General features: G+C 74.8%; 19 protein-coding genes. 12 read left to right on the forward strand and 7 right to left on the reverse strand.

Annotation, left to right across the window (positions count from 1 at the left end; genetic code table 11):
- Positions 1–23: 23 nt before the first annotated feature.
- Positions 24–1,457 (reverse strand): aldehyde dehydrogenase family protein, encoded by a 1,434-nt coding sequence (locus tag ACFYM6_RS20625; protein WP_387277668.1) that lies wholly within the window; start codon positions 1,455–1,457, stop codon positions 24–26.
- A 72-nt stretch (positions 1,458–1,529) separates the two neighbouring features.
- Between ACFYM6_RS20625 and ACFYM6_RS20630 the strand changes: the two genes are divergently transcribed.
- Positions 1,530–3,134, forward strand: coding sequence for a phytoene desaturase family protein (locus tag ACFYM6_RS20630; protein WP_387277670.1), 1,605 nt, complete (start codon positions 1,530–1,532; stop codon positions 3,132–3,134).
- A 17-nt stretch (positions 3,135–3,151) separates the two neighbouring features.
- A complete protein-coding gene (locus tag ACFYM6_RS20635; RefSeq protein ID WP_387277672.1) occupies positions 3,152–3,412 on the forward strand; it encodes a hypothetical protein in 261 nt (86 codons plus the stop codon).
- A 248-nt stretch (positions 3,413–3,660) separates the two neighbouring features.
- Here the strand turns inward: ACFYM6_RS20635 and ACFYM6_RS20640 are convergent, their stop codons facing one another.
- Together ACFYM6_RS20640 and ACFYM6_RS20645 are read right to left on the reverse strand one after the other, a co-directional pair.
- Complete coding sequence (locus tag ACFYM6_RS20640; protein ID WP_387277674.1) at positions 3,661–4,428, reverse strand: polyprenol monophosphomannose synthase; 768 nt, start codon at positions 4,426–4,428, stop codon at positions 3,661–3,663.
- A gap of 161 nt (positions 4,429–4,589) precedes the next feature.
- Complete coding sequence (locus tag ACFYM6_RS20645; RefSeq protein ID WP_387277676.1) at positions 4,590–5,036, reverse strand: SRPBCC family protein; 447 nt, start codon at positions 5,034–5,036, stop codon at positions 4,590–4,592.
- A 145-nt stretch (positions 5,037–5,181) separates the two neighbouring features.
- On the opposite strand from ACFYM6_RS20645, the gene ACFYM6_RS20650 reads away from it, so the two are divergent.
- The 8 genes from ACFYM6_RS20650 (at position 5,182) to ACFYM6_RS20685 (ending at position 14,084) form a co-directional block, all read left to right on the forward strand.
- On the forward strand, positions 5,182–6,912 hold the full coding sequence (locus ACFYM6_RS20650) for an HAD-IIIA family hydrolase (RefSeq protein WP_387277678.1): 1,731 nt from the start codon (positions 5,182–5,184) through the stop codon (positions 6,910–6,912).
- Positions 6,909–7,883, forward strand: coding sequence for a glycosyltransferase (locus ACFYM6_RS20655; RefSeq protein ID WP_387277680.1), 975 nt, complete (start codon positions 6,909–6,911; stop codon positions 7,881–7,883). The genes ACFYM6_RS20650 and ACFYM6_RS20655 overlap by 4 nt, the downstream gene beginning before the upstream one ends.
- Positions 7,868–9,085, forward strand: a complete 1,218-nt coding sequence (locus tag ACFYM6_RS20660) for a glycosyltransferase (protein ID WP_387277682.1) — start codon at positions 7,868–7,870, stop codon at positions 9,083–9,085. The genes ACFYM6_RS20655 and ACFYM6_RS20660 overlap by 16 nt, the downstream gene beginning before the upstream one ends.
- On the forward strand, positions 9,085–9,771 hold the full coding sequence (locus ACFYM6_RS20665) for an SIS domain-containing protein (protein ID WP_387277683.1): 687 nt from the start codon (positions 9,085–9,087) through the stop codon (positions 9,769–9,771). Before ACFYM6_RS20660 ends, ACFYM6_RS20665 begins: the two co-directional genes overlap by 1 nt.
- Before the next feature lie 26 nt (positions 9,772–9,797).
- Positions 9,798–11,288: a PfkB family carbohydrate kinase gene (locus ACFYM6_RS20670; protein ID WP_387277802.1), complete on the forward strand. Its 1,491-nt coding sequence runs from the start codon at positions 9,798–9,800 to the stop codon at positions 11,286–11,288.
- Between the two features lie 156 nt (positions 11,289–11,444).
- Positions 11,445–12,146, forward strand: a complete 702-nt coding sequence (locus tag ACFYM6_RS20675; protein WP_387277685.1) for an SDR family oxidoreductase — start codon at positions 11,445–11,447, stop codon at positions 12,144–12,146.
- Complete coding sequence (locus tag ACFYM6_RS20680) at positions 12,143–13,114, forward strand: glycosyltransferase family 9 protein (RefSeq protein ID WP_387277687.1); 972 nt, start codon at positions 12,143–12,145, stop codon at positions 13,112–13,114. Before ACFYM6_RS20675 ends, ACFYM6_RS20680 begins: the two co-directional genes overlap by 4 nt.
- Positions 13,098–14,084, forward strand: a complete 987-nt coding sequence (locus ACFYM6_RS20685) for a DNA topoisomerase IB (protein ID WP_387277689.1) — start codon at positions 13,098–13,100, stop codon at positions 14,082–14,084. The genes ACFYM6_RS20680 and ACFYM6_RS20685 overlap by 17 nt, the downstream gene beginning before the upstream one ends.
- Positions 14,085–14,289: 205 nt before the next feature.
- Here ACFYM6_RS20685 and ACFYM6_RS20690 read toward each other — a convergent pair whose 3' ends face one another.
- On the reverse strand, positions 14,290–15,333 hold the full coding sequence (locus ACFYM6_RS20690) for a helix-turn-helix domain-containing protein (RefSeq protein ID WP_387277691.1): 1,044 nt from the start codon (positions 15,331–15,333) through the stop codon (positions 14,290–14,292).
- A gap of 170 nt (positions 15,334–15,503) precedes the next feature.
- Positions 15,504–16,007: a hypothetical protein gene (locus ACFYM6_RS20695; protein WP_387277693.1), complete on the reverse strand. Its 504-nt coding sequence runs from the start codon at positions 16,005–16,007 to the stop codon at positions 15,504–15,506.
- 317 nt (positions 16,008–16,324) lie between these two features.
- Between ACFYM6_RS20695 and ACFYM6_RS20700 the strand changes: the two genes are divergently transcribed.
- A complete protein-coding gene (locus ACFYM6_RS20700) occupies positions 16,325–17,164 on the forward strand; it encodes a class I SAM-dependent methyltransferase (RefSeq protein WP_387277695.1) in 840 nt (279 codons plus the stop codon).
- A gap of 30 nt (positions 17,165–17,194) precedes the next feature.
- Positions 17,195–17,866 carry a TetR/AcrR family transcriptional regulator gene (locus tag ACFYM6_RS20705; RefSeq protein WP_387277697.1) on the forward strand — a complete coding sequence of 224 codons (672 nt, stop codon included), beginning with the start codon at positions 17,195–17,197 and terminating at the stop codon, positions 17,864–17,866.
- A gap of 47 nt (positions 17,867–17,913) precedes the next feature.
- Here ACFYM6_RS20705 and ACFYM6_RS20710 read toward each other — a convergent pair whose 3' ends face one another.
- Together ACFYM6_RS20710 and ACFYM6_RS20715 are read right to left on the reverse strand one after the other, a co-directional pair.
- Entirely contained in the window at positions 17,914–18,864 is a 951-nt protein-coding gene (locus tag ACFYM6_RS20710) for a TIGR03557 family F420-dependent LLM class oxidoreductase (protein WP_387277699.1), read from the reverse strand.
- Between the two features lie 91 nt (positions 18,865–18,955).
- Positions 18,956–19,078 carry a hypothetical protein gene (locus ACFYM6_RS20715; RefSeq protein ID WP_387277701.1) on the reverse strand — a complete coding sequence of 41 codons (123 nt, stop codon included), beginning with the start codon at positions 19,076–19,078 and terminating at the stop codon, positions 18,956–18,958.
- Between the last annotated feature and the right edge of the window lie 73 nt (positions 19,079–19,151).

The raw sequence follows: 19,151 nt of genomic DNA on the forward strand, positions 1-19,151 counted from the left end.
GACAGCCACCCTTTCCAGGTCGGTCACCAGTGGCCGCCGCCCGGCGCCTCGATGTGCACCGTCTTCACCGTGCTGAACTCGTCCAACAGTTCCGGGCCGTACCCAAAGCCCTGGCCGCTGCCGCGGCGCGGCTGCGCGGCGCCACCCGGCGCGCCCCCGAAGACCGCGTTCACCTTGACGGTGCCCACCGGCAGCTCCCGCCAAGCCCGGTGGGCGTGGCTCATCGAGCCGGTCAGCACCGTGGCGGCCAGCCCGTACGGCGAGTCGGCAGCGCAGCGCAGCCCCTCGCTGAACGAGTCGACCACGACCACCGGGGCGACCGGGCCGAACGTCTCCTCTCGCACCAGAACCATCTCGTGTCGGCAGTCCGACACCACCGTGGCCGGGTAGAACGCCCCCGGGCCGTCCGGGAGTTCTCCGCCGGTGCGGAGCCGCGCCCCCTCGGCCACCGCCGCGGTGACCTGCCCGTGCACGTGGTCCCGGTGCCGCCGGTCGACCAGCGGCCCGAGCTGCGTACCGGGTTCCCGGCCGGGGCCCACGGTCAGCGCCTCCGCGCGCTGGATCAGCGCGTCGACGAAGTCCTCGGCCACGTCCCGGTGCACGTAGATGCGTTCCACGGCGACGCAGATCTGCCCGGCGTTCGCGAAGCAGCCCAGCGCGGCCTGATCGGCCGCCCAGACCGGATCCACCCCATTATCGATCACCAGCGGGTCGCTGCCGCCGTTCTCCAGCAGCACCTTGGCGCCGGTGCGGGCGCCGGCGGCGGCGATCGCTCGGCCGGTGGCGGTGGACCCGACGTGGGCCACCACGTCCACGTCCTGGCCGGCCAACGCCGCGCCCACCTCGGCCCCGCCGGTGAGCAGGGACAGCACCCCGGCCGGCAGCGCGGCGTCGAGGGCCCGCGCCAGCAGCCAGCCGGTGGCCGGGGTGCGCTCGCTGGGCTTGTAGAGCACGACGTTTCCGGTCACCAGTGCCGCGCCGAGCAGGCCGCAGGAGACCGCGACCGGGTCGTTCCAGGGGGTGATCGCGGCGACCACGCCGCGCGGTTCGGGGGTCATGAAGTCGAGGGCGCCGTGCCCACCGTGCAGCGTCCGCCCGCCGCGCAGCGGGCCGAGCTCCGCGTACTGGCGCAGGGTGCCGATGCCGGCCGCCACGCCGCCGCGGGCGTCGTCCAGCGGCTTGCCCATCTCGGCCGTGGTGGCCTGGGCCAGTTCCTCCGCGGCGGCCTCGACCGCGTCCGCCGCCCGGTGCAGCGCCGCCGCCCGGTCCGCCGGGTCGGTCACCGCCCAGTCCGCCGCCACGCCCCGGGCGGCCTCGACCGCCTTCGCCACCTCGTCCGCCGTCGCCACCGGCACGGTGGCCACCGGAGAGTCGTCGGCCGGATCACGTACGACCAGTTCGCCCCCCTCACCACCCGCGCCCCACACTCCACCTATGAGTTGCGCAACCGTGTACATGCGGCGGTGGATGCCCCGACCCGGCCGAGGCAAACGCGTTTTGCCCGGTAACCGGCCGGGTAGGCGGATCGGATGAGCCCGCCCGGCGCGCAGAGCGCGGACGCTGTGGTCATCGGCGCCGGCCACAACGGTCTGGTGGCCGCCAACCTGCTCGCCGACGCGGGCTGGGACGTCCTGGTGCTGGAGGCCACCCAGGCGCCGGGCGGTGCGGTCCGTTCGGCCCAGGTCACCGCCCCCGGCTACCTCAGCGACCTCTACAGCTCGTTCTATCCGCTCGGCTACGCCTCCCCGGTGCTGCGCCGGCTCGGCCTCGATCGGTACGGGCTGGCCTGGACGCACGCCCCGGACGTGCTGGCCCATCTGCTACCGGACGGCCGGGCGGCGGTGGTCAACCGGGACCTGGAGGTGACCGCGGCCTCGCTGGCGGAGTTCGCCCCCGGTGACGGGGACAGCTGGCGGCAGGCGTACGCGGCCTGGTGCGCGGTGGCCGAGCCGATGCTCGGCGTCATCACCAGCCCCTTCCCGCCGGTCCGTGGCGGGCTGACCCTGCTGCGCCGGCTGCACCTGTCGGGCGCGTTGCGGCTGGCCCGGCGGCTCGTCGTACCGGTCCGCAGGCTCGGCGACGAACTCTTCGCCGGCGAGGGCGGCCCGGCACTGCTCGCCGGCTGCGCGCTGCACACCGACCTGTCGCCAGACGAGGCCGGCTCCGGGGTCTACGGGTGGCTGCTCGCCATGCTCGGCCAGCAGGTCGGCTGGCCGGTGCCGGTCGGCGGCGCCCAGAAGATCACCGACGCGCTGGTGGCCCGGCTGGTCGAACGGGGCGGCCGGATCGACTACGGCGCCCGGGTCGACCGGGTGCTCACCGCCCGGGGGCGGGCCATGGGTGTCCGCACGGTCGGCGGCGCCAGCTGGCGGGCCCGGCGAGCGGTGCTCGCGGACGTGCCCGCCCCGGCGCTCTACCTGGACCTGGTGGGCCCGGCCGCGCTGCCGCCCCGCCTCGTCGAGGACCTGGCCCACTTCCGGTGGGACGGCTCCACGCTCAAGGTCGACTGGGCGCTGTCCGCGCCGGTGCCCTGGCGCAACCGGGCGGTGGCCGGCGCCGGCACCGTGCACCTCGGCGCCGACCTGAACGGGCTCACCACGTACTCGGCGGCGCTGGCCCGCGGCGAGGTGCCCCGGGACCCGTTCCTGCTGGTCGGGCAGATGTCGGTGGCCGACCCGAGCCACTCCCCGCCGGGCACCGAGTCGCTGTGGTCCTACACCCACCTGCCGTTCCGGCACGACTGGCGGGGCGAGGAACTCGCCGCACAGGTGGCGCGGATGGAGGAGGTGCTGGAGGACGCCGCACCCGGGTTCCGCTCGCTGATCGTCGGGCGGCACGTGGCCGGCCCGGCCGAGCTGGAGGCGGGCGATCCCAGCCTGGTCGGCGGCGCGCTCGCCGGCGGCACCGCGGCCGCGTACCAGCAGCTGTTCCTGCGGCCGATCCCCGGCCTGGGGCGCGCGGACACCCCGGTGGACCGGCTCTTCCTGGCCAGTGCCTCGGCGCATCCGGGCGGCGGCGTGCACGGCGCGCCCGGCGCGAACGCCGCGCGGGCCGCCCTGGCGCGCGACCGCGCGCTCACCGGCGGCCTGTACGCGGGCGCGATCGGCGCGGCGCACCGGGCGGTCTACCGCTGACGCCCGCCTTGCTCGGTGTGCTCGACGGCCGCGTCGTGCTCGACTCCGCCGTGCTCGGCGTGCTCGACGGTCTGCGCTGCTTGGCGTGCTCGGCGGTCCGCGTGCTCGGGGCTCGGAACGCTCGGCGCGCACCGTGCGTGCTCACCGTGCCGGTGGCCGCGAAGTTCGGCGGCCGGGAGCGGGTGGCGCTCGCCGCCCACGGCGCACTCGGCCTGCCGGCGGCGACGGTTCGTCGGCGCGGCGGTGTGCGGGCAGCGGCGCGCAGTCACGGTGCGTGAGCCATGTGGTCCGCCGGCACCATGCCGCGCGTTGCCTTTGCTCTGCAGCCAGATACGCAGCGGTCACGGTCGGTACATGACGCGAAGTTGGGCGACGGTGGCCGCTGATCCAATGTCCCAGGTCATCGCGGTGTTGCGTAGATGGCTGCAGAGCAAAGGCGGGCGACAGGCACCGTAGGGCAGCGGGAGAGTTCTCACGCTGCGTCACGATGACGCAGCGTGAGGCTGGAGATGGTGGATCGCTGCCGTCAGTCCGGCAGGTTGCGGTGCCGGGCTCGCAGCATGAACGGCATCAGCGCGCTCTCGATCTTGGTGGCGGTGGTCATCTTCGAGGCGCCGTCGCGGCGCTCCTCGAAGCGGATCGGCACCTCCAGGATGGTGTGCCCCAGCTTGGTGGCCAGGTAGTGCATCTCCACCTGGAAGCTGTAGCCGTTGGACTGCACCCGATCCAGGCCGATCTCCCGCAGCGCGTCGGCCCGCCAGATCTTGAAGCCGGCGGTCAGGTCGCGGATCCGCACCCGCAGCAGGGTGTGCACGTAGAGGTTGGCCCAGCCGCTGAGCGCACGCCGGTAGAGCGGCCAGTTCTCGTCCAACTCGCCGCCGGGCACGTACCGGGAGCCGATCACCACGCTGGCCTGGGTGGAGAGCAGCGCGCCGAGCATGCCGGGCAGGGCCTCCGGCGGGTGCGACAGGTCCGCGTCCATCTGCGCGACGAACTCGGCGTCGCCGGCGAGCGCCCGCCCGATCCCGTCCACGTACGCCCGGCCGAGTCCCTCCTTGCCCGGGCGGTGCACCACGAGCACCCGGTCCGGGTGCTCGATGGCCAGTTTGTCGGCCACCTCGCCGGTCCCGTCCGGTGAGTTGTCGTCCGCGACGAGCACCTTCAATCCGGGCAGCGGCAGGGCGAGGAGCCGCTCGACCAGCACCGGGAGATTGCCCGCCTCGTTGTAGGTGGGAACGACGACGGTCAGGCGTGCGTCGCGCCACGGGGCGGGCAACTGCACGGGTTCGATCATCACGGACATCCTCGGTCGGCCGACATGGTTCACCTGAGAGGGTAGCCAGTCGCCCGCGCCAGGTCCGCACAGACGCCCGCTCGGCGAGCCGGAAGCGCCGGTTCGGGGGTTGCGGGCCGGCGGAACCGACCGTGCCGACCGGCGGTCACCGCGGGGTGGCGTCAGCGCACCGTCTTCTGCCTGGTGGCGATGTCGGAGAGCCGGTTCAACATCTCCTTGTTGCGCTGACGCAGGACCAGGCCGTTGAGCCCGGTCCAGACCCAGCGCAACGGCCCGGCGGCGAAGTCCTCGCGCAAGCGGACCTGGGTCCGGCCGCCGTCGAGCGGTTCCAGGGTGAAGTCGACGATCGCCTCGCCCGCCGGCCACAGCCTCGCGCGGAGCACGAGCCGGTGCGCCGGTTCGCAGGCCAGCACGTGGGAGCAGTCCTGCAGCGAGAAGGGCCACGGTCCGACCCGGTGGTGCAGCCGGCTGCCGACCTGCGGCCAGCTGTCGTCCACCCCCCGCACATGGGCCGTGCCGACCACCCAGTCGCTGTACGTCCACCCGTCGGCGAGCACGGCGAAGACCTGCTGCGGGGGTGCGTCGATCACTTTCTCCACAATCGCCACGCCAACCCCGTACCCCGCCTCCGCCACGGCTAACGACGACTCCGGGTTAGCTTCTCCGGGGCGGCGGGTATCGCCGGACCGGGCCGGCGGAGTGCGGGACGCACCGGCCGTGGCAGCACCGGCGGAGGCGGCTCCGCCGAAGTTGATGTTTACTCCTCGGGGGGTCGGGAACCCGCCGCCCGTGCGACGGGACCACGAGCGGGATCAGTGCAGGTCAGCCCGGGTTGACCCGGGTGCTGACCAGTTCCCGTCCGGCCTGTACGACGCGGTGCTGCTTGATCGGGACGGCACGCTCGTCGAGGACGTGCCCTACAACGGCGACCCGGAGAAGGTCCGCCCGGTGCCCGGCGCGCGGGAGGCGCTGGACCGGTTGCGCGCGGCCGGGCTGCGTCTGGCCGTGGTCAGCAACCAGTCCGGCCTGGCCCGGGGCTACTTCACCGAGCGGCAGATGCGCGCCGTCAACGCCCGGGTGGAGGAGTTGCTCGGCCCCTTCGACAGCTGGCAGATCTGCCCGCACGGCGAACCGGACGGCTGTGCCTGCCGCAAGCCGGCGCCGGGTCTGGTGCACGCCGCCGCCCGGGCGCTCGGCACCACGCCGACCCGGTGCGTGCTGGTCGGCGACATCGGCGCCGACATGACCGCCGCCGCGGCGGCCGGCGCGGCCGGCATCCTGGTCCCCACCCCGGCCACCCGGGCGGCTGAGGTGGCTGCGGCGCCCACGGTCGCCCGCGACCTGCCGGACGCGGCGACCGAGATCCTGCGCCGGGTGCGGCTGGTGGCCGCCCCCGGGTCCCCGCCACGGCGGGGCGCCGTCCTGGTGGCCCGCAGCGACGCGGCCGGGGACGTGCTGGTCACCGGCCCGGGCATCCGCGCCGTCGCGGCCGGCGCCGACCGCGTCGTACTGCTCTGCGGGCCACAAGGCAGGGCAGCCGCCGACCTGCTACCCGGCATCGACGAAATCATCGAATGGCCACTGCCCTGGATCGACGCCAACCCCCAACCCGTCGACCCACACGACATGCACCACCTCACCACCCGACTCACCACCACCCACGCCGACGAAGCAATCATCTTCACCTCCTTCCACCAGTCCCCCCTACCCCTCGCCCTGCTCCTACGCATCGCCGGCATCCCCCGCATCAGCGCCATCAGCGACGACTACCCCGGCACCCTGCTCGACATCCGCCACCACGTCCCCACCGGCATACCCGAACCCGAACGAGCCCTCTCCCTCGCCGCCGCCGCCGGATACACCCTCCCCACCGACGACGAACCGGGACTGCGACTGCGTACCGACCGGCTGCCGCCCGTCCCGGCCGGGGCCGGCGAGCCGGGCTATGTCGTGCTGCACCCGGGCTCCTCCGTGGAGACCCGGGCCTGCCCGCCCGAGTTGGCCACCCGGATCGTCCGGGTGCTCAGCGCCGCCGGCTACCGGGTGGTGGTGACCGGTGGCCCGGACGAGCGGGACCTGACCGCGCGGGTCGCCGCCGCCGGCGGCGTGGACCTGGGCGGGCGTACCGGACTCGGCGAACTGGCCGCCGTCATCGCCCGGGCCGGTGCCCTGGTGGTCGGCAACACCGGGCCGGCGCACCTGGCCGCCGCGCTCGGCGTGCCCGTGGTCAGCCTCTTCGCCCCTACCGTCCCGTTCGGTCAGTGGGGGCCGTACCGGGTGCCGACCGTCCGGCTCGGCGACGCCGGGGCGCCGTGTCGGGACACCCGGGCCACCCGCTGCCCGGTCCCCGGGCACCCGTGCCTGTCCGCCGTGGAGCCGGGGCGCGTGCTGGAGGCGCTGCGGCTGCTCGGCGTACCCGCCGACGCGCCGGAGTCCGTCCTCGCCGGCCCGGTGGCCACCCGAACCGGCGGGGTGGTCGGATGAACATCCTGGTGTGGCACGTGCACGGGTCGTGGACCACGTCGTTCGTCCACGGCAAGCACCGTTATCTGGTGCCGGTCACCCCGGACCGGGGTCCGTACGGCCTCGGGCGGGCGCGGACCTACCGGTGGCCGGACAACGCCGTCGAGGTGACTCCCCAGCAGCTGCGCCGGTCCGAGGTGGACCTGGTGCTGCTCCAGCGCCCCGAGGAATTCGACCTGGCCTGCGAGTGGCTGGGCCGCTGCCCCGGCCGCGACCTGCCCGCGATCTACGTCGAGCACAACACCCCCAAGGGCGACGTGCCGAACACCCGCCACCCGATGGCCGACCGGGACGACCTGATCATCGCCCACGTCACCCACTTCAACGAACTGTTCTGGGACAACGGCGCCACCCGCACCACCGTCATCGAACACGGAGTGCTCCCACCGGCCGTCGAATGGACCGGCGAGCTGAACCGCCTGGCCGTGGTCATCAACGAACCCGTACGCCGCTGGCGGGTCACCGGCACCGACCTGCTCCCCCGCTTCGCCGACATCGCCCCGCTGGACGTCTACGGCATGAGCGTGACCGGACTGGCCGACCACCTCGGACTACCACCCGACCGGCTCACCAGCCACGACGACGTGCCACAACACACCATGCACACCGAACTCGCCCGACGACGGGCATACCTGCACCTGTGCCGCTGGACATCCCTCGGACTCAGCCTGATCGAGGCGATGACCATGGGCATGCCCGTGGTGGCACTGGCCACCACCGAAGCCGTGGAGGCGGTGCCACCGTCCGCCGGCGCCCTCTCCACCCGGGTCGACGTGCTGCTGGAGGCGGCCCGGGGCCTCGTGGACGACCCGGCGGCGGCCCGCCGGGCCGGCACCGAGGCCCGCAGCGCCGCACGGCAGCGCTACGGCCTGGAGCGTTTCCTCGCCGACTGGGACCGGCTGCTGGAGGAGGAAGTATGCGGATCGCGATGATCTCGGAGCACGCCAGCCCGCTCGCCGTCCTCGGCGGGGAGGACGCCGGTGGCCAGAACACGCATGTCGCGGAGCTCTCCGCCGCGCTCGCGGCCGCCGGCCACGACGTCCGGGTCTACACCCGGCGAGACGCCGTCGACCTGCCCGTGACGGTCCGCACCGCGGACGGCTACGAGGTGGTGCACGTGCCCGCCGGCCCGGCCGAGCCGGTCGCCAAGGACGACCTGCTGCCGTACATGCCCGCGTTCGGAGAGTGGTTGGCCGAGCGGTGGCGGGCCGGCGACTGGCAGCCCGAGGTGGTCCACGGGCACTTCTGGATGAGCGGTCTCGCCGCCATCGCCGCCGGCCGGCGGACCGGGGTGCCGGTGGTGCAGACGTACCACGCGCTCGGCACCGTGAAGCGGCGCCACCAGGGCGCGCAGGACACCAGCCCGCCCGGCCGGATCGAGCACGAGCGCAAGCTGGGCCGCTCGGTCGACCGGGTGGTGGCCCAGTGCCAGGACGAGGTCGCCGAGCTGGTCCGGCTGGGGGTGCCCCGGTCCCGGATGACCGTCGTCCCGTCCGGGGTGAACCTGAGCACCTTCGCCCCGCTCGGCCCGGTCGCCGAACGCGACGGCGTCCGGCCGCGCATCCTCACCGTGGGGCGACTGGTGGAACGCAAGGGCTTCCAGGACGTCATCCGGGCCACCGCGCTGGTCCCCGACGCCGAGTGCGTGGTGGTGGGCGGACCACCGGCCGGGCTGCTGGAGACCGACCCGTACGCCCGGCGGCTGCGGGCGCTCGCCGAGTCCTGCGGGGTCGCCGACCGGGTCAAGCTGATCGGCGCGGTGCCCCGGGAGGAGATGGGGCGCTGGTACCGGTCGGCGGACGTGCTGGTGGCCGCCCCCTGGTACGAGCCGTTCGGACTCACCCCGCTCGAGGCGATGGCCTGCGGCGTACCGGTGATCGGCACCGCGGTCGGCGGGCTGACCGACACGGTGGTGCCCGGACGGACCGGCGACCTGGTGCCCGCCCGGGACCCGGCGGCCCTCGGTGCGGCGATCCGCCGACTCTTCGGTGACCGGATCCGCCGGTTCGCGTACGCCACGGCGGCCCTGGACCGGGCCCGCACCCGCTACTCCTGGTCGAGCACCGCCGAGCGGCTGGCGGAGGTGTACGGCCAGGTGGCCACCGTGCGTCGACCGACCCGGGTGGTCGCCTGATGAGGGCGCCCGGACCCGTGGTCGGCGGAACGGTGCTGGAGGACCACCTGACGCACCTGGCCGCCGCGTTGCTGCCGTTCCGGCAGTCGGAGGAGCTGCTGGCCCGCTGGGGCGGGGAGTTGGCGCACCGGCTGGCCGGCGGCGGGCGGCTGCTGGTGGCGGGCAACGGGGGCAGCGCCGCGGAGGCCCAGCACCTCACCGCCGAACTCGTCGGCAAGCTCCGCGACGACCGGGAACCCCTGTCCGCCATCGCCCTGCACGCCGAAACCTCCGCGCTCACCGCCATCGGCAACGACTACGGCTACGACGAGGTCTTCGCCCGCCAGGTCCGCGCCCACGGCCGAACCGACGACATCCTCCTGCTCCTGTCCACCAGCGGCAGCAGCACCAACCTGCTCACCGCCGCCCACGCCGGACGCGAGACCGGACTGCGCTGCTGGGCCTTCACCGGCCCGACACCCAACCCACTCGCCGACGCCTGCCACGAGGTCCTCGCCATCGACTCGCCGGAGGGCCAGGTGGTGCAGGAGCTGCACCTGGTCGCCACCCACGTGCTCTGCGAGTACGTCGACCGGGCCCTGCCGGCGGCGCTGGCCGCGCGGACGGCGGCCGGGTCGGGCCCGGTGCGTACCGGCGTCGAGGTGGTGCTCGGTGACGACACCGGCCGGGAGGTGCAGGCCCGATGAGGAGGTCGAACGTGACGGGACCCGTGGTGGTGCTCGGCGACACCCTGTTGGACCGGGACGTCGAGGGCACGGTGAACCGGCTCTGCCCGGACTCCCCGGTGCCGGTGCTCGACGAGAGCACGTACGTCGACCGCCCCGGCGGCGCCGGCCTGGCCGCGGTCTTCGCCGCCGCCGAGGGCGCCGAGGTCGCGCTGGTCACCGCGGTCGCCGACGACGCCGGCGGAGCCCGGCTCGGCACGCTGCTCGCCGCCGCCGGCGTGCAGCTGTACGCGCTGCCGCTGGCCGGGGCCACCCCAGAGAAGATCCGGCTGCGGGCCCGCGGCCGGGTGCTGCTGCGGCACGACCGCGGCGGGCCGGCCGGCGAGCCCGGTGAGCCGAGCGAGGCGGTGCTGCGGCTGCTCGCCGACGCCGCCGTGGTGCTGGTCAGCGACTACGGCCGGGGCGTCGCCCGGGATCCGGCGCTGCGGGCGGCGCTCGCCGCCACCCGCGCGCCGGTGGTGTGGGATCCGCACCCGCGCGGGCCGGAGGCGGTGCCCGGGGTGCACCTGGCCACCCCGAACGAGGCGGAGGCGCGCGAGCTGGCGAAGGTGCGGCCGGGCGCGTCCCGGCTGGTCACCGCGTCCCGGAGCGCCCAGGCCCTGCGCCAGCGCTGGCAGGCCGGCGCGGTCGCGGTGACCATGGGCGGGGAGGGCGCGCTGCTCTGCCACGCCGGCTCGACCCCGCTGGTGGTCCCCGCGTCCGCCAGCGCGGACGGGGACACCTGCGGGGCGGGGGACCGGTTCGCGGCCGCGGCCGCCCTCGCCCTGGCCGGGGGCGCGCTCGTCTCCGAGGCGGTGCAGGCGGCGGTCGCCGAGGCGTCCGCGTACGTGGCCGGCGGGGGAGTGGGCACCGCGCTGCCCGCCCCGGTCCGGGACGCCTCACCGGTGGTGGTCTCCGGCGGCGGGGACCGGATCGGCGCCGACGCCGCCGGTGCGGTGGTCGCCGAGGTGCGGGCCGCCGGCGGCACGGTGGTCGCCACCGGCGGTTGCTTCGACCTGCTGCACGCCGGGCACGTGGCGACCCTCCAGGCCGCCCGGCAGCTCGGCGACTGCCTTGTCGTCTGCCTCAACTCCGACGCCAGCGTGGCCGGCCTGAAGGGCCCCGAGCGCCCGGTCGTGCCGCAGGGCGACCGCAGCCGACTGCTCGCCGCGCTGGGCTGCGTGGACGCGGTGATGATCTTCGACGAGCCGACGCCGCACGCGGCGCTCTCCTGGCTGCGGCCGGACATCTGGGTCAAGGGCGGCGACTACGCCAGCGGTGGCGGCGCGGAGACCCTGCCCGAGGCGGAGATCCTGGCCCGCTGGGGCGGGCACACAGTCGTCGTGCCCTATCTGGACGGGCGGTCCACCAGCGACATGATCGCGGCGGCCCGCGCCGGTCGGGCCTCCGCCGTCCCGCCGGGCGGCGGCGTCCCGCCCGGCGCCGGCGGCCCGGCCCGGGCGGCGGTCATCCGGCCGACGGCGGAGGGGGCACGATGAGCGAGCGTCAGCGAGCGAATCATCAACGCAGTGCGGTGGTGCCTCATGGCGGCACGGAGCGAAGCGGAGTGCCGGCATGAGCGAGCGTCAGCGAGCGAATCGTCAGTGCAGCGCCCTGGTGCCTCATGCCGGCGCCGAGCGGAAGGAGGAGGCGGCATGAGCAGCAGTCCACCCGGGGCCGGCCCCACCGTCCTGGTCACCGGCGGCGCGAGCGGGCTGGGCGCCGCGGTGGTCACCGCGGTGGCCCGCGCCGGCGGCCGTCCCCTCGTGCTCGACCGGCAGCGCCCCGCGGACGGGGTTCCGTGGATCGAATGCGACCTGGCCGACACCCGGGCCGCCGAGGCCGCCACCCGGGATCTGGCCGAACGTTCCGGCGGGCTGGACGCCGTGGTCACCGCCGCCGGCATGGACATGCCGGGCCGGCTGGCCGACATCCCGGGGGAGACCTGGGAACGGATCGTGACGGTCGACCTGCTCGCCACGGCCGCGGTGATCCGGGCCGCGCTGCCGTACCTGGAAGCCTCCCGGGGGAACATCGTCACGGTCGCCTCCACCCTCGGCGTGAAGGCGGTCAGCGACGCCACCGCGTACTGCGCGGCGAAGTTCGGAGTGGTCGGCTTCACCCGGGCGCTCGCCGCCGAACTGGCCGGCGCGGTCGGCGTCACCCTGCTCATCCCCGGCGGCATGCGCACCGCGTTCTTCGACGAGCGGGACGCGCAGTACCGGCCCGGCCCGGACGCGGCGCTCAACGAACCCGCCGACACCGCCGCCGCGATCATGTTCGCCCTCTCCCAGCCGGTCGGCTGCGCCGTACGGGAGATGGTGGTCTGCGCCGAGCAGGAATCCTCGTACCCGTGATCCTCGTGCTCCGGGCGCTCGGTGTCGGCGACCTGGCCACCGCCGTCCCGGCGCTGCGCGGCCTGCGGGCCGGCTTCCCGGACCGCGAGCTGGTGCTGGCCGCGCCGGCCTGGCTGGCGCCACTGGCCGACCTGGTCGGCGGGATCGACCGGGTGCTGCCCACCGACGGGCTGGCGGATCACCCGGCCTGGCCCGGCCCGCCGCCGGAAGTGGCGGTCAACCTGCACGGCCGGGGCCCGCGGTCGCACCGGATGCTCGCCGACGCCCGGCCCGGCCGGCTGCTCGCCTTCGCGAACGCCGAGGCGGGGCACGGTGACGGCCCGCCGTGGGACGACGACGAGCACGAGGTCCGCCGCTGGTGCCGGCTGCTGGACTGGTACGGCCTGTCGGCCGACCCGGGCGACCTGGCGCTGCGCCGCCCGCCCGCCGCCGGGATGCCGGCCGGCGTCACCGTGCTGCACCCGGGGAGCAAGATCCCGGCGAAGCGCTGGCCGGCGGGGCGGTTCGCGGCGCTCGCCCGGGCCCTCGCCGATCGGGGGCACCGGGTGGTGCTCACCGGTTCGACCGGCGAGCGGGACCTGTCCGCCCGGATCGCCCGCGACGCCGGGCTGCCGCCGGACGCGGTGCTCGCCGGCCGGACCGACCTGGCCGAGCTGGCCGCCCTGGTTGCCGACGCCCGGCTGGTGGTCAGCGGGGACACCGGGGTGGCCCACCTGGCCACCGGGTACGGCACCGCGTCGGTGGTGCTCTTCGGGCCGGTGCCGCCGGCGCACTGGGGGCCGCCGCCGGACCGGCCCCGGCACCGGGTGCTCGACGTCACGCGTCGCCCCGGGCTCGACCGGGGTTGGCGGGCCGGCGCCGGGGTAGGAAGTCACCCGACTCTGGCGGTCATTCAGGTGGACGAGGTGCTGGCCGCCGCGGACGAGGCGGAACGGGCGATGCGGGTCTCCGGTGCGATTACGGCGTAGCGATCCGGGCCGGCCGGGGTACGGACGCCGGCGGCGCGGCAAGGGCTGGCTCTTCGTCGACCCGGAGGGCGCGCCGGTCCGCGACCCCGACGAGCTGGCCCGGCTGCGTGATCTCGTCATCCCGCCGGCCTGGCGGGACGTGTGGATCTCGCCGTACCCCAACGGGCACATCCAGGCCACCGGCATCGACGCGGCCGGGCGCAAGCAGTACCTCTACCACCCGCAGTGGCGGCAGAAGCGGGACGAGGCCAAGTTCGACCACGTGCTCGGGGTGGCGCACCGGCTACCGGTGCTGCGCGACCAGGTGGACCACGACCTGGCGCTGCGCGGGCTGCGCCGGGAACGCGTCCTCGCCACCGTCGCCCGGCTGCTGGACATGGGCACCTTCCGGGTCGGCAGCGACCAGTACGCCACCGGTGACGACCCCACCTTCGGCGTCGCCACCCTGCGCCCCGAGCACGCCCGGTCCCGGGGCGGCTGCGTGGTCTTCGAGTTCCCGGCGAAGGGCGGCATCGAGCAGGTACGCCGGATCGAGGACGCCGAGCTGTGCCGGGTGCTGACCAGCCTGCGGCGCCGGCGGCGGACGGAGGAGCGGCTGTTCGGCTACTGGGACGGCCGGCTCTGGCGGGACGTACGCAGCGACGAGGTCAACGACTACCTGCGGGACGCCAGCGGCGGGGAGATGACCGCCAAGGACTTCCGTACCTGGCACGCCACGGTGCTGGCCGCCACCGAGCTGGCGGCGGCCGGCGCCCAGCGCTCCGCGACGGCCCGGAAGCGGGCGGTCGCCGCGGTGATGCGCTCGGTCGCCGAGCTGCTCGGCAACACGCCCACCGTGGCCCGAACGTCCTACGTGGACCCGCGGGTGGTGGACCTCTACCACGACGGGGTGGTGGTCCCGGTGGAGCCGGCGACGCCGCGACAGGCGGTGGAGAAGGCCGTGCTGGCGCTGCTGGAGGAGGCGGCCTGACCGGCCCCGTCGTGAGGTCCTGGGGGGAGATGGACGGGGCCGGAATCCGGCGTGGCCGTCGACGGCCGGCGGGGGAACTGGCCGGTCCGCGGGGTCGCGGAGGCGCCGGCACCGGGCGGCCGCCCGCGACGACCTGTCGCGGGCGCCTCGCCACGGCCCCCCGTTACCAGTGGGCCGTGCCGGTCTCCCGGCTGCCGGCCCGGGATCAGTATGTCCGCTGCGAGTTGATTACGGACGCCGGAGTGTTGACGATGCGTGCCTGTTCGAGGTGCCGCACCCGGTACGCCTGGGGAGTCTCCTCGTGCGCGGCCCGGAAGGCGCGGCTGAAGTGGGCCTTGTCCCGGAAGCCCCAGCGGCCCGCGATCAGCTGGATCGGCCGGTCGCGCAGGGCCGGGTCGGCGAGGTCGCGCCGGCACCGCTCCAGCCGCTGGTCCCGGATGTATGCCGCCACCGTGGTCTCCTCGGCCTCGAAGAGCCGGTGCAGCGACCGCACCGAGATGTGGTGCGCGTCCGCGATCGACTGCGGGCTCAGCGTGGCGTCCCCCAGGTGCTGGCGGATGTGGGAGCGCACCTGGGCCAGCAGCGCCTGGCGGCGGACCTCGGTGGGCACCGCGTCCTCGGACACCAGATGCCGGCCGAGCATCATGGACACCAGGTCGAGCCCGATGCCGGCCAGCCGTTCGGCGTCCGCCGCGTGGTACTGCTCGGGGTGGCCGGTGATCCGGATGAGGTAGTCGGCGAGCAGCGCCCCGATCCCCTCGTTGCCGGGCATCCGGCCGGCGAACAGCGCGGCGAGCCGGCGGTGGGGCAGCGGCAGCGCGTCGTACGGGATGAAGGCCACGATCGAGCTGGGGTGCGCGAGCCCGTGGTGCTCGCCGTGGTGGCTGACCTCGTGCGGCCGGGAGCAGTCGTAGAAGGTGAAGTCGCCGGGGCGGCATTCGCTCCGTTGGCCCGCCTGGTCCGCCGTGCCGGTGCCGGCGAGGGTCAGCGCGAGCACGTAGTAGTCCGGGTCGGAGCGCTGGATCAGCTTCCGGCTCCGGACGCAGTCCAGCGGCGGGTAGCGGTAGCGGACCAGCCGCATCCGGCCCAGGTCGATGGTGTCCGCCCGCGCCACGAAGTCGTCGGCGTGCTCGGTGCGTACCCGCAGGGGCGCGGGCGAGTCGGCGAGCATGTCCAGCCACAGCCCGAAGCGATCGGCCGCGGGCACCCGCTCGGTGTCGAGAATCATCCGGTTGAGCATCATTTCCATGCCACGACCCCCGTGTTTCGGTCACCCTCCATCCATGACGACGCCCCACGGAGGCCACAGTCTGCGGTCGTGGGGCGTCTGATATCCGTCATTGACGAGGATAACTTCACCTGTTAGAACCGTCGGCCTCGGCCGGTGTCCCAGGCCGGGCGCGGGGTCGCGCCCCCGGATCAGTCGTTCAGCACCTGCGCCAGCCGGTCCCGGAAGTGGCGCTCCGAGTCGCTGACCACGTCGCCGCCGAGGCCCAGCAGGCCGCCGCTGGCGGCGGCGCCCACCACCTGCTCGGCGATCTCCACCAGCCAGTGCCGGTAGGCCCCGGCCTGCCCCTCGTCCACCTTGGCGGCCAGCAGGGTCGACGCCTGCGCGGCCCGGGCGAGCACGTCGTCGATCATCGCCTGCGGGTCGGCGGGCTCGATCACCGGCAGCTCCGCGCCGATCTCCGGGTCACCCACCCGGGTGACGACCTCGCCGGCGACGGCGGCCACCAGCGGGCTGGCCGATTCGCGTCCGGTCGCGATGGTCTCCAGCCCGGCGGCGCTCTCGGCCATGGTGCGTCGGGCGCCGTCGGACTCCGCCGCGCTCGCCGCGGTGAGGACGGACTGCGGCAGCCCGACCAGCAGCCCCCACTCCTCGTCGGAGAAACCGAACCCGGTGTACGCCGGCTGCTCGATCACGATCAAGCCCCTTTCGCCGTGGTGGTCGTGTGTCGACGGGCACGCCTGGCATGCCCGGGTCAGGCTAGTCCAGCGTCAGCAGGCCCTGTTCGGACACCACGCGCACGGACAACGTCTTGTGGCCCACCTCGTCGAAGAGCACCGCATCTGGTCCTCCTCGTCGCTCAGCACCGGGCCGGGACCCCACTCCGGATGCCGTACCTGGCTGTGCTACCCCCGTCGATCACGGCCGAAACCGGACCGGGTGTTGACGGGCCTGCTCGTCGAGCCCATTCTGAATACGCGTTCATGAACAGCCGTTCATTAAGGAGGCCGGGGTGGGGACGATCGTGAACGGGCATCAGGAGCAGGCCTGGAACGGATACGAGGGGCGACACTGGGCCGCGCACCAGGCCCGCTACGACGCCGTCAACAGCGGCTTCAACGAGCTGCTGCTCGCCGCGGTCCGGCCCGGCGACCGGGTGCTCGACATCGGCTGCGGCAACGGGCAGCTCACCCGGCTCGCCGCCCGGCGCTCCGGCACCGGCCACGCGGTCGGCGTCGACCTCTCCGCGCCGATGCTCGACCGGGCCCGGGCGTCGGCGGCCGACGAGGGCGTGGACAACGTGGACTTCGTCCGGGGCGACGCCCAGGTGCACCCGTTCCCGGCCGCCGGGTTCGACGTCGCGCTGAGCCGGTTCGGGGTGATGTTCTTCGCCGACCCGGTCGCCGCGTTCGCCAACGTACGCCGGGCGCTGCGCCCGGGCGGCCGGCTCACCTTCGTCTGCCTCGACGACGTCCGTCGGGGCGACCTCGGCGCGGTGCTCGCGCCCCTCGCCGCGCATTTGCCGGCACCGGGCACCGACGGCACGGCCGCCGGCGAACCGCTCTCCTTCGCCGACCCCGACGTCGTCCGCGGGGTGCTCACCGACGCCGGGTTCGTCGAGGTGGCCTGCGCCCCGCAGCAGGCGCTGGGACGGTGGGGCCGGGACGCGGCGGAGGCGGCTGCCTTCCTCGCCGGCTGGGGGCCGGTCCAGCACCAGCTCGCCCCGCTCGACCCGACGGTCGGCGAGCGGGTCCAGGCCGCGCTGGTCGAGGCCATGCGCCCGTACGAGGGCCCGGACGGGGTGCACCTGCGGGGCGCGGCCTGGCTGGTCACCGCCCGGTGCCCCGACTGACCGCCGAGCGCCTCCTTAGGATGCCCCCTCATGGCACCGAGACGAGCGGCGGCGCTGCGCGGCGGCGAGCAGAGCCTACGGGAGCACCTGATCGCCGCCGCCCGGGCGCTGGTCGCCCGGCGCGGCACCGCCGGGCTGACCGTCCGGGACATCGCCGGGGAGGCCGGGGTCGCCGACGGGGTGCTCTACAACCACTTCGCCGACAAGGAGGAACTGCTCGCGTACGCGCTGCACGCGCACGTGCGGGCGGTCGAGGCGGAGCTGGACGGTGCGGCTCCCCGCCCGGGGGAGGGGACCGTCGCGGCGAACCTGCGCGCGTACCTGGCGCGGGCGCTGGCGCTGCACGCGGCGATCCTGCCGGCCTTCGCCGGGCTGACCACCCAGCCGAAACTGCTGGCCCGCCTGGGTGACCTGCCCACCCCGCTGGCCGGCGGTCAGGGCCTGCGGACGGAACTCGCCGGTTACGTCCACGCCGAGCGGCGGCTCGGCCGGGTGGCGGCCTCGGCCAGCCCGGAGGCGGTCGCCACGCTGGTCGTCGGCGTCTGCCACGACCTGGTCCTCGGCCGGCTGCTCGACCCGTCCGGACCGCCGCCGGAGCCCCCGGCCGAGCTGGTGGACGCGCTGGTCGCCACCCTGCTGCACGGCGTCCTGCCCGGCGATCGAGCGGGGGCACGGGACGGTCCGGGGCGGACGCCGGGTTGATCGGGTGCGTCATCATGCCGGCATGTCGTCGCGTGTCCGCCCCCGGCTCAGCGCAGCCGGGGCAGCACGTCGCGCTGGTAGAGGTCGAGCAGGCCCTGCCAGTGCGGGCCGGTGTTGGTCACGTAGAGCTCGTCGTAGCCGGCCTTGGCGAACTTGTCGATCATCTCCAGGTGGGCGTCCGGGTTCTTGCCGCAGACGAACGACTGCTTCATCATCTCCGGCTTGACCAGCTGCGCGGCCTGCTCGAAGTGCCGCGGCGAGGGGAGCACCTGGGACAGCTCGCCGGGCATTGCCTCGTTCGGCCACTTCTCGTACGCGAGCCGAGCGCCCTCGTCCTCGCTCTCGGCGTACGCCGCCTTGAAGCCGGCCTGGCACGGCTTGTCGCCGCCGCCGCCGTCCCGGAACCGGCGGACCAGGTCGGCGTCGGGCTTGGTGCTGATGTAGCCGTCGCCGATCCGGGCGGCCAGGTCGATCGACTTCGGACCGAAGCCGGACATGTAGACCGGCGGGGGAGTGTCCGGCAACGTGTAGATCCGGGCGTGCTGCACCGTGTAGTGCTCGCCGTAGTGGTTGACGAACCGGCCGCGCCACAGCTTGCGCATCACCTCGACCGCCTCCTCCAGCATCGCCAACCGGAGGTCGAGCTGCGGCCAGGGGCCGCCGAGGATGTGCTCGTTGAGCGCCTCGCCGGTGCCGACGCCGAGCACGAACCGGCCTGAGTGCAGCACCGCGCTGGTGGCCGCGGCCTGGGCGATCAGCGCCGGGTGGATTCGCATGATCGGGCAGGTGACCGCGGTGGTCACCGGCAGCGAGCAGACCTGGCTGAGCGCGCCGATCGTGGACCAGACGAAGGAGCTCTGGCCCTGCACGTCGAGCCAGGGGTGGTAGTGGTCGGAGATCCACAGCGCCGCGAAGCCGGCCTGCTCGGCGGCGCGTGCCTGCGCGAGCAGTTCCGCCGGGCCGTACTCCTCGCTGGACAGGAAGTAGCCGATCTTCATCACATCTCCCTCGCCGGGTGCCGGGCGCACCGTACGGACGACGAGAGCCGTACCCGGGAAGCTGGCGCGCGAACGCCGCGGGCTCCGGCGATCAGCGGCGGAACATCGCGCGGATGGCGAGCAGCAGGAGCACGCCGCCCACCATCAGGCCGAGCAGGCGTACGCCGGGAATGTCCGCGGCGGTGGTGGCGTCGGCGAGCAGCGCGGGGTGCATGGTCGCACTCTCCCATGGCGTGCCGGGGTGCGCCAGGCGCTAACAGTAAGGATTGTTGACTATTTCGGGAGGC

The organism is Micromonospora sp. NPDC006431 (assembly GCF_042870725.1).
In the GTDB taxonomy this organism is placed as follows: domain Bacteria; phylum Actinomycetota; class Actinomycetes; order Mycobacteriales; family Micromonosporaceae; genus Micromonospora.